Origin of the sequence: Mycobacterium sp. E796 (genome assembly GCF_001672815.1) — a bacterium.
GTDB lineage: Bacteria > Actinomycetota > Actinomycetes > Mycobacteriales > Mycobacteriaceae > Mycobacterium.
This window is the reverse complement of record NZ_LZKK01000026.1, coordinates 1-9,708: the sequence shown is the minus strand read 5'-3', so window position 1 is coordinate 9,708 and position 9,708 is coordinate 1. Positions and strand designations below refer to the sequence as shown.

Here is a 9,708-nt window from a genome sequence, read left to right as displayed (position 1 = left end):
TCTTCGGGTTCGCCAGGGCGGCGTCGATGATGGCCGAATCCGGCAGCACCCGCCGGGGCGCGATGTCGCGGCGCTGGGCGATGCGGTCGCGCGCCGTCCACAGTTCGCGGACGGCCGCGAGGCCTCGCCGGTCGCGCACCCGGTGGATGCCCGACGTCCGGCGCCAGCGGTCCCGCTTGACCACCGGGGCGGCGTCGCGGGCGCCCACCTCGCGCAAGTAGTCGAATTCCTCTGCGGCCCAACCGCTTTTGCCCTGCTCGTCGAGCACATCGGAGATCGCCGCGCGCAGCTCGATGAGCAATTCCACGTCCAGCGCCGCGTAGTTGAGCCACTCGGCGGGCAGCGGGCGCTTGGACCAGTCGGCCGCGCCGTGCCCCTTGGCCAGCCCGAGCCCCAGCAGCCGGTCCACCATGGTCGCCAGGTTCACCCGATCGAAGCCGGCCAGCCGCCCCGCGAGCTCGGTGTCGTAGAGCGCCGGCGGCCGCATGCCCACCTCGGCCAGGCACGGCAGGTCTTGATCGGCGGAGTGCAGGATCCATTCGTCGGTGCCCAGCACCTCGGCGACCGGCCGCAGCACGGTCAGCGGGTCGCCGCCGTGGCTGACGGGGTCGATGAGCACCGTGCCGGCCCCGGCCCGTCGGATCTGGATCAGGTAGGCCCGGTTGGAGTAGCGGAAGCCCGACGCGCGCTCGGCGTCCACCGCGAACGGGCCGCGCCCGCGGTCCAGGAGCCGCGCGGCGTCCTCGATCTGGCGGACGCTCACCGCGAGATCGGGAACCCCCTCGGCCGGGTGCAGCAACGGGGTGGCTTCAGGGGTCCTGCCGGGCGCGGTGCTATCGGGCCCGGGGGCCCCCGGTTCGCCCATGTCAGGCGCGTGAGCGTGAGCTCAGGTTGGTGACCCCGGACGGCGGCAGGCCCGCGGCGTGCTCGAGCACCTCGCAGAACGCCTCGACGTGCGCCCCGACGTCGGGGGTCGTCGCGGTCCACGATGCCCGCAGCTCCAGCTGGTGGGCGCGGGGTGGTCCGGAGATGTCGCCGTAGCGCACCGACGTCGTGGCGGTGACGGTGCCGCCCAGGGCCGTGGTGTGCTCGAGGCGCGACTCCAGCGCGTCGACCAGCCAGCTCCACGCCACCTCGGGGAGCAGCGGGTCGACCGCCTCGCTGGGATCCAGGTCGGCCTGGATGTAGGCGACCAGCCGGATCGTCCCGTCCCACGCGTCGGCGCCGTCCGGGTCGTACAGCAGGATCAGCCGGCCGAACGCGTCGCCCTCGGAGCGTTCCGGGACGATCTCGAGCTCGGGATGCTTGACCTCGGCGCCCAGCGCGTAGCTGTAGGGCGCCAGGCGCTGCGGCGGGCGGATCGGGCCCAGCTCGATCTCCGGCCGCACCGTGACGGCGTTCATCGCCGCCACCGCCTCGCGGAATGGGGCCGGTTCAGTCGAGGTCAACGGCGCCGCTCCTCCTCGTCGCTCCCGCTCCGCATCGTCACAGGCGCGGGTCACAGCGTTCGACGCTAGACCCATCACCCGACACGCCGAAACAGGCGCGCCGAGTTTCGCCGTCGTCGCGACCAAGCCGTTACCACGCGTTTTCGGGGCCCCGCAGCGGGCGTCGTGCCTGATCAGGGCGTCGTTCCCCCGTTGAATCGGGCCGGGCGCTTCTCGCGGTGCGCGGCGAGGCCCTCCCGGACGTCGGGACCGCTGAAACTGAGGAACTCCAGGCCGAGCGACGTTTCGAAGGCCGGCGCGAACATCCGGTACCAGTGGTTGAGGCTGTGCTTGGTCCAGCGGATCGCGTCCTGCGCGCCGCGCGCCAGGTCCTCGGCCACCCGCGTCGCGGTGGCCAGGACGTCGTCGTCGTCGACGCAGGTGGAGACCAGTCCGATGCGCTCGGCTTCCTCGCCGGAGAGCGTCTCGCAGGTCAGCAGGTAGTACTTGGCCTTGGCCATCCCGACCAGCAGCGGCCAGCAGATCGCGGCGTGGTCGCCGGCGGCCACCCCGAGCTTGGTGTGCCCGTCGATCAGCTTGGCGGTCCGGCCGGCCACCGAAATGTCGGCGAGCAGCGCCACCACCAGTCCGGCGCCGACGGCGGGCCCGCGGATCGCCGAGACCACCGGCTTGTCGAAGTTGACCATGTTGAGCACCATGTCGCGGGCCTCGCGCATGATGCGGATCCGGCCCTGGTAGTCGCCCATGGTCTCGTCGATCAGGTCGAAGCTGCCGCCGGAGGAGAACGCCCTGCCCTCGCCGCGGACCAGCACGACGCGCACGGCGGGGTCGCGGTCGATCACCGGCCAGATGTCGGCCAGGTCGCGGTGCATCTGTGGCCCGACCGAGTTCAGCCCCGGCGCGTCGAGAACCAGGGTCAGCACGCCGCTCTCGCTGGGTTCGCAGCGCAGGCTGGGGAACTCGTCGTAACTGATCGGCATTGGCGTGATGTTACGCAGCGGCGATGTCGGCAAGCCGTCGTGGCAGCATTAGAGCCAATGAACAACCCTGCGCCTACGCGTCGCGACCTCCCCGAGTCGCCCTACCTGGCCGCCGTCTCCGGGCGCAAGCCCGGCCGGGTGCCGGTGTGGTTCATGCGGCAGGCCGGTCGCTCGTTGCCCGAGTACCGGGCGTTGCGCGAACGACACAGCATGCTGGCGGCCTGCTTCGAGCCCGAGGTGGCCGCCGAGATCACGCTGCAGCCGATCCGCCGGCACGGGGTCGACGCGGCGATCCTGTTCTCCGACATCGTGGTGCCGCTGCGGGCCGCGGGCGTCGACCTGGACATCGTCGCCGACGTCGGGCCGGTGATCGCGCACCCGGTGCGCACGGACGCCGACATCGACGCGTTCAAACCCCTTGACCCCGAGGCGATCCGGCCGATCTGCGAGGCGGTTTCGCTGCTCGTCGGCGAGCTGGGCGACGTGCCGCTGATCGGTTTCGCCGGCGCGCCGTTCACGCTGGCGTCCTATCTCGTCGAGGGCGGCCCCAGCCGCAACCACGCGCGCACCAAGGCGATGATGCTGGCCGAGCCGGCCAGCTGGCACGAGCTGATGTCGAAGCTCACCGACCTCACCGTCGCGTTCCTGCGCGGGCAACTCGAGGCCGGCGTGGACGCCATCCAGGTGTTCGACTCGTGGGCGGGGACGCTGTCGCTGGCCGACTACCGCCGATACGTGTTGCCGCACAGCTCAAGGGTTTTCGCGACCCTGTCCGAATACGGCGTGCCGATGACGCACTTCGGGGTCGGCACCGCCGAACTGCTGGGTTCCATGTCCGCGGCGCTGAAGTGCGGCATGAAACCCGGCCAGTCCACCGTCGTCGGGGTGGACTGGCGGACCTCGCTGGTCGACGCCGCCGCCCGAGTGGAACCGGGCACGGCGCTGCAGGGCAACCTCGACCCGGTGGTGCTGCTGGCGGGTTGGCCGGTGGCCGAACGCGCCGCGCGGGCGGTCATCGACGACGGGCGCCGCGCGGTGGACGCCGGCGCGGCCGGCCACGTCTTCAACCTCGGGCACGGGGTGCTGCCCGAGACGGACCCCGGCGTGCTGACCGACCTGGTTGCGCTGGTTCACTCGCTATGACGTGCCCGTCGTATTGTGTTGTGGGCGGCGGTATTTCGGGCCTGACGGCGGCGTATCGGCTGCGCGTGGCCGCCGGTGCCGACGCGAGCATCACCCTGTTCGATCCCGCCGACCGGCTCGGCGGCATCCTTCGCACCGAACACGTCGGCGGGCGGCCGATGGATCTGGGCGCCGAGGCGTTCGTGCTGCGCCGCCCCGAGATGCCGGCGCTGCTGGCCGAACTGGGCCTGTCCGCGCGCCAGATCGGCACCACCGGCGCCCGCCCGCTGATCTACAGCGACCACCGGCTGCACCCGTTGCCCGCCGGCACGGTCGTCGGGATCCCGTCGTCGGCGGCTTCGCTGGCGGGTCTGGTCGACGAGGCGACGCTCGCGCGCATCGACGCCGAACCGACCCGACCGCTGGCCTGGCAGCCCGGCAGCGATCCCGCGGTGGCCGAATTGGTCGGCGACCGGTTCGGCGCGCAGGTGGTGGCCCGGTCGGTGGATCCGCTGCTCAGCGGGGTGTACGCGGGCTCGGCGGCCACGATCGGCCTGCGCGCGGCCGCACCCGGCGTCGCGGCGGCCCTGGACCGCGGCGCCGCCAGCCTGACCGACGCCGTCCGCCAAGCGCTGCCGCCGGCCACCGGCGCGCCGGTGTTCGGGGCGATCGACGGCGGCTACCAGGTGCTGCTCGACGAGCTGGTCGGGCGGGCCCGGCCGCGCTGGGTCCGCGCCGCGGTGCAACGGCTCGACCCCGCCGGGCCGGGCTGGGAGCTGCTCGACGACACCGGCGCCCGCTGGCCCGCCGACGCGGTGATCCTGGCCGTTGCGGCCCCGCGGGTGGCGGACCTGCTCGGCGAGGTCGCCCCGCGCACCGCCGCCGCGGCGCGCCGGATCGAGAGCGCGTCGTCGGCGGTGGTGGCGCTGGCCGTGCCCGCCGACACCCCGTTCCCGCAGTGTTCCGGGGTCCTGGTCGCGAGCGGAGAACCGTTGCGCGCCAAGGCGATCACGCTCTCATCACGCAAGTGGGGCACGCGCGGGGACACCCAGCACCTGCGGCTGTCGTTCGGTCGGTTCGGCGACGACCTGGCGGCCGGCACCCCCGACGACGAGTTGCTGGGCTGGGCGCTCAGCGACCTGGTCGACGTGTTCGGGCTGACCGTCGACCCCGTCGACGCCCGCGTCCAGCGCTGGCTCGACGCCATGCCGCAGTACGGCCCCGGCCACGCCGAGGTGGTCGCCGAGATTCGCGCCGGCCTGCCGCCGACCCTCGCCGTGGCCGGCAGCTACCTCGACGGGATCGGCGTGCCGGCGTGCGTCGGGGCGGCCGGGCGCGCGGTGAAGAACGTCCTCCATGGCGTCAACAGGGAAGTGGCACGATAGGTGCCATGGCCAAACTCGACTATGACGCCCTGAACTCCCAGCTGCGCTACCTGATGTTCTCGGTGTTCTCGGTCCGGCCGGGTGAGCTCGGCGACCAGCGGGACGCCGTGATCGACGACGCGACGACGTTTCTCAAGCAACAGGAGGAGCGCGGCGTCGTGGTGCGCGGCCTCTACGACGTGGCGGGCCTGCGCGCCGACGCCGACTTCATGATCTGGACCCACGCCGAACGCGTCGAGGCGCTGCAGGCGACCTACGCCGACTTCCGGCGCACCACCACGCTGGGCCGGGCCTGCTCGCCGGTGTGGAGCAGCGTCGCGCTGCACCGGCCCGCCGAGTTCAACAAGAGCCACATCCCGGCGTTCCTGGCCGGCGAGGAGCCCGGCGCCTACATCTGCGTGTATCCGTTCGTGCGGTCCTACGAGTGGTACCTGCTGCCCGACGAGGAGCGCCGCCGCATGCTCGCCGAGCACGGCATGGCCGCCCGCGAGTACAAGGACGTCCGCGCCAACACCGTGCCCGCGTTCGCGCTGGGCGACTACGAGTGGATCCTGGCGTTCGAGGCCCCAGAGCTGGACCGCATCGTGGACCTGATGCGCGAGCTGCGCGCCACCGACGCCCGCCGGCACACCCGGGCCGAGACGCCGTTCTTCACCGGGCCTCGGGTGCCCGTCGAGCAATTAGTCACCGCATTGCCGTAATTCGAAATCGAGGGGGACACAGTGACGACGTTTGACCCGACCGATCCCACCCGCTTCGAGGAGATGTACCGCGACGACCGGATGTCGCACGGGCTCCCCGCCGCCACGCCCTGGGACATCGGCGGCCCGCAACCGGTGGTCCAGCGGCTGGTCGCGCTCGGCGCGGTCAAGGGCGAGGTGCTCGACCCGGGCACCGGCCCGGGCCACCACGCGATCTACTACGCCTCCAAGGGCTACCCCGCGACCGGCGTCGACGGTTCGGAGGCCGCGATCGAACGGGCCCGGGCAAACGCCCAAAAGGCCGGGGTGTCAGTCAATTTCGAGGTGGCCGACGCCACCAAACTGGACGGGCTCGACGGCCGGTTCGACACCGTCGTCGACTGCGCCTTCTACCACACCTTCAGCAGCGAGCCCGAGATGCAGCAGTCGTATGCGCGCGCGCTGCACCGGGCGACCAAGCCGGGGGCGCGGCTGTACATGTTCGAGTTCGGCGAGCACGACGTCAACGGCTTCAAGATGATGCGGTCGTTGTCCGAGAGCGACTTTCGCGACGTGCTGCCGCCCAACGGCTGGGAGATCACCTATCTGGGCCCGACGACCTATCTGGTCAACATCAGCGCCGAGTCGATCGAGATGATGGCCGCGCGCAACCCGGACATGGCCGACCAGGTGCAGCCGATGCTGGAACGGTTCCGGGCGATGGAGCCGTGGCTGGTGAACGGCCGGGTGCACGCCCCGTTCTGGGAGGTGCACGCCACCCGGGTGGACTAACTGTTGCCGCGGGTCGCCTCGGCCAGGGCGTTGGACACCCGCTCGCCCTTCTTGTGATGGCTGAGGGCGCGGATCGACACGTCATGGCCTTCGGCCGACCGGCGCAGCGCGCCCACCGTGGCCTGCTCGCGCGGGTGCGCCGGGAACGGGTCGAACGAGTACCACCGCATGGCGTTTTCGTGCGTCATCTTGTTGACGTCGGTTTCCGAAACATCATGGGCGCGAAGGACATCCCAGAGTTCTTCGGGCGCACCGGGCCACATCGAGTCGCTGTGCGGGTAGTCCGCCTCCCACGCGATGTTGTCGATGCCGATCTGGTGTCGCAGCTGCACCCCGACGTGGTCGCTGATGAAGCACGTCAAGAAGTGCTCGCGGAACACCTGGCTGGGCAACTTGCCCCCGAAGTCCTGGTGGGTCCACGCCGAGTGCATCTCGTAGGTGCGGTCGGCCCGCTCCAGGAAATACGGGATCCACCCGGTGCCGCCCTCGGAGAGGGCGATCTTGAGGCCGGGGTATTTCTTGATCGGCGCCGACCACAGCAGATCCGCGGCGGCTTGCACAATGTTCATCGGCTGCAGCGTGATCATCACGTCCATCGGCGCGTCCGGTGCGGTGACCGCCAGCTTCCCTGAGGAACCGATGTGCACGTTCATCACCGTGTCGGTGTCGACCAGCGCCTTCCACAGGGGCGTCCAGTAGTCGTCGTGAAAGCTGGGATAGCCCAGCACCGAAGGGTTTTCGCTGAATGTCAACGCATGCACGCCGCGCTCGGCGTTGCGGCGCACCTCGGCCGCGCACGCCTCGGCGTCCCAGATCACCGGCAGGCACATCGGGATGAACCGCGCCGGATACGCCCCGCACCACTCCTCGACGTGCCAGTCGTTGTAGGCCCGCAACAGGGCCAGGCCGAACTCGTGGTCCTCGGTGGCGAACAGCCGGCCGGCGAACCCCGGAAACGTCGGAAAGCAGATCGAGGCGAAGATCCCGCCCGCGTTCATGTCCTTGACCCGCTCGTCGACCTGCCAGCACCCCGGCCGGATCTCGTCGAGACCCTGCGGTTCGAGCCCGTACTCCTCCTTCGGCCGGCCCGCCACCGAATTGAGCGCCACGTTCGGAATCACCACATCGCGAAATTGCCAGCTATCGCTGCCATCTGGGTTGTGCACCAGCCGGGGCGCCTCGTCGGCGTACTTCTTGGGCAGGTGGTTTTTGAACATGTCCGGCGGTTCGACGATGTGGTCGTCGACGCTGATCAGGATCAAATCGTCCTTGTTCATGTTCGCCCGCTTCCCGGTCGAGTAGCTGTGACCCTTACTGTTGGTGCAACGGTACAACCTGGATAGCAGCGGCGAAAGCGGTTCTCGCCGAACCCGGCATGTCGCGCGCCCCGAACGCGTAGGCTGCGCTCTTACCGGCGGCGCTGGGGGAAATGACCTCGTGGTCATGGCGCATCGGATAGGGGGGGTATCCCATGTCGTTCGTGATCGCGGCTCCCGAGTTGGTGATGGCCGCGGCCAACGACCTGGCCGGCATCGGTTCGGCGATCAGCGCGGCGAACACGGCCGCGGCGGCCGCGACGACGGGCGTGGTCGCGGCGGCCGGCGACGAGGTGTCGGCCGCGGTCGCGGAGCTGTTCTCCGCGCAGGCGCAGGAATACCAGGCGCTGGGCTCCCAGATCGCGGCCTTTCACACGCAATTCCTGCAGAACATGACGTCGGGCATGGCGGCGTACGCCGGCGCAGAGGCCGCCAACGTCCAGGGCAGCCTGCTCGACGCCATCAACGCGCCCACACTGGCCCTGCTGGGGCGACCGCTGATCGGCAACGGCGCCAACGGCGGCACCGTCGGCGGGATAGGGCAACCGGGCGGGCCCGGCGGGCTGTTGGTCGGCAATGGCGGGGCCGGCGGCAACAGCACCGCCCCGGGGGCGCCGGGCGGCAACGGAGGGGCGGCCGGGTTGTTCGGCGTCGGCGGCCCGGGCGGCACCGGCGGCGCCAGCCCGACGGGCGTCGGCGGTAACGGCGGGGCCGGCGGGCCCGGGCTGCTGTTCGGCGGCGGTGGCACCGGCGGCACCGGCGGGTACGGGCTCACCCAGGGCGGTAACGGCGGCGCGGGCGGGGCCGGCGGCCTACTCGGCTTCGGCGGACCCGACCAGACCCACGGCAGCGCCGGTGGCGCCGGCGGGCCCGCGGGGCCCAACGGGATCGGCGGGACCGGGGGACCCGGCGGGATGGGCGGACTGTTGGGCTCCGGCGGCTTCGGTGGCTCCGGCGGGGACGGCGGAACCGGTGGCAACGGCGGGGCCGGCGGCGGCAGCCTGCTGTGGGGCAACGGTGGACCCGGCGGCCCCGGGGGCACCGGCAGCACGGGCGACGGCGGCAACGGCGGCAACGGCGGCACGGGCGGTCCGTTCGAAGGCGGCGGCGGGATCGGCGGCGCGGGGGGAACCGGCGTCATGGGCAACGGCGGCAACGGCGGTAACGGTGGCACCGCGGGCGGAATCTCCGGTAACGGCGGCCTCGGCGGCGCCGGAGGCACGGGGGTCACCGGGCACGGCGGTAACGGCGGCAACGGCGGCGACTCCAACCCCTTCCAGGGCGCCGGCGGGGTGGGCGGCCGGGGCGGCGTCGGCGCCACCACGGGCGGTGACGGCGGCGCGGGCGGCAACGGCGCGGGATTCAACGGCTCGGGCGGGGCCGGCGGCATCGGCGGGTTCGGCTACACGACCGGCGGGAACGGCGGGGCCGGCGGCAACGCCGGGCCGATCGGCAACGGCGGGGTGGGTGGCGCCGCCGGCGAGGGCCTGGTCACTGGGGGCAACGGCGGGAACGGCGGCGTCGCCGTGCTGGTCGGCAACGGCGGCAACGGCGGCAGCGCCGGGGGCGGCCCCACCCCGGGCGCGCCTGGCCGGGGCGGCGCCGGCGGCAGCCTGTTCGGTCAGCCCGGAATGGACGGGGTATAGGCATCGCGCGCGCCGGCCAGGGGTTGACGCCTCACCCGTCACTTTTGTCACCGGACGGTCGGGGTTGGCTTTCTGCCCGCCTCAGAGCGACAACTCGCGGGGGTGCCGCGCGGGCTACCGCGCGGCCAATAACGTTGTCGCTCTGAGGCGGGCACGTCGGCACATCCCGCCAACGGAGAACGCGCTACGCGCCCGCCGGCACCAGGCGCAGCGAGATCGAGTTGATGCAGTACCGCTGATCGGTCGGCGTCGGATAGCCCTCGCCGGCGAACACATGGCCCAGGTGGCTGTGGCAGTTCGCGCACAGCACCTCGGTGCGCGTCGTCCCCATCGAATGGT

General features: G+C 72.0%; 9 protein-coding genes and 1 pseudogene. 5 read left to right on the top strand and 5 right to left on the bottom strand.

The genetic code is table 11. From position 1 onward, the window contains the following. The 3 genes and pseudogenes from A5706_RS01905 to A5706_RS01895 form a co-directional block, all read right to left on the bottom strand. On the bottom strand, positions 1-865 hold an 865-nt coding region (locus A5706_RS01905; RefSeq protein WP_068126503.1), incomplete at its 3' end, for an HRDC domain-containing protein. A gap of 1 nt (position 866) precedes the next feature. Then, positions 867-1,502, bottom strand: a pseudogene (locus A5706_RS01900) (DUF3000 domain-containing protein). Positions 1,503-1,621: 119 nt separating this feature from the next. Continuing rightward, positions 1,622-2,428, bottom strand: a complete 807-nt coding sequence (locus A5706_RS01895; RefSeq protein WP_068126499.1) for an enoyl-CoA hydratase/isomerase family protein — start codon at positions 2,426-2,428, stop codon at positions 1,622-1,624. Positions 2,429-2,485: 57 nt separating this feature from the next. On the opposite strand from A5706_RS01895, the gene hemE reads away from it, so the two are divergent. From hemE to A5706_RS01875, 4 genes are all read left to right on the top strand, one after another. After that, positions 2,486-3,571, top strand: a complete 1,086-nt coding sequence (gene hemE, locus A5706_RS01890) for a uroporphyrinogen decarboxylase (RefSeq protein WP_068126497.1) — start codon at positions 2,486-2,488, stop codon at positions 3,569-3,571. Then, positions 3,568-4,935, top strand: coding sequence for a protoporphyrinogen oxidase (locus tag A5706_RS01885; protein ID WP_068126495.1), 1,368 nt, complete (start codon positions 3,568-3,570; stop codon positions 4,933-4,935). Before hemE ends, A5706_RS01885 begins: the two co-directional genes overlap by 4 nt. A gap of 5 nt (positions 4,936-4,940) precedes the next feature. After that, positions 4,941-5,636: a hydrogen peroxide-dependent heme synthase gene (hemQ, locus tag A5706_RS01880; RefSeq protein WP_068126493.1), complete on the top strand. Its 696-nt coding sequence runs from the start codon at positions 4,941-4,943 to the stop codon at positions 5,634-5,636. 63 nt (positions 5,637-5,699) lie between these two features. Continuing rightward, complete coding sequence (locus A5706_RS01875; protein ID WP_068126505.1) at positions 5,700-6,407, top strand: class I SAM-dependent methyltransferase; 708 nt, start codon at positions 5,700-5,702, stop codon at positions 6,405-6,407. Here A5706_RS01875 and A5706_RS01870 read toward each other — a convergent pair. Continuing rightward, positions 6,404-7,684, bottom strand: a complete 1,281-nt coding sequence (locus A5706_RS01870; RefSeq protein WP_068126491.1) for an amidohydrolase family protein — start codon at positions 7,682-7,684, stop codon at positions 6,404-6,406. The genes A5706_RS01875 and A5706_RS01870 overlap by 4 nt on opposite strands. 194 nt (positions 7,685-7,878) lie before the next feature. Between A5706_RS01870 and A5706_RS01865 the strand changes: the two genes are divergently transcribed. Then, positions 7,879-9,369, top strand: coding sequence for a PE family protein (locus A5706_RS01865; RefSeq protein ID WP_068126489.1), 1,491 nt, complete (start codon positions 7,879-7,881; stop codon positions 9,367-9,369). Between the two features lie 184 nt (positions 9,370-9,553). Here A5706_RS01865 and A5706_RS01860 read toward each other — a convergent pair. Beyond that, positions 9,554-9,708: peptide-methionine (R)-S-oxide reductase (locus A5706_RS01860; RefSeq protein WP_197517722.1), on the bottom strand; the 155-nt coding region annotated here is incomplete at its 5' end.

Bases quoted from the DNA above. Each gene is read 5' to 3' on its own strand.
- A5706_RS01895 (WP_068126499.1), bottom strand. From the start codon at position 2,428: ATGCCGATCAGTTACGACGAGTTCCCCAGCCTGCGCTGCGAACCCAGC.
- hemE (WP_068126497.1), top strand. From the start codon at position 2,486: ATGAACAACCCTGCGCCTACGCGTCGCGACCTCCCCGAGTCGCCCTAC.
- A5706_RS01885 (WP_068126495.1), top strand. From the start codon at position 3,568: ATGACGTGCCCGTCGTATTGTGTTGTGGGCGGCGGTATTTCGGGCCTG.
- hemQ (WP_068126493.1), top strand. From the start codon at position 4,941: ATGGCCAAACTCGACTATGACGCCCTGAACTCCCAGCTGCGCTACCTG.
- A5706_RS01875 (WP_068126505.1), top strand. From the start codon at position 5,700: ATGTACCGCGACGACCGGATGTCGCACGGGCTCCCCGCCGCCACGCCC.
- A5706_RS01870 (WP_068126491.1), bottom strand. From the start codon at position 7,684: ATGAACAAGGACGATTTGATCCTGATCAGCGTCGACGACCACATCGTC.
- A5706_RS01865 (WP_068126489.1), top strand. From the start codon at position 7,879: ATGTCGTTCGTGATCGCGGCTCCCGAGTTGGTGATGGCCGCGGCCAAC.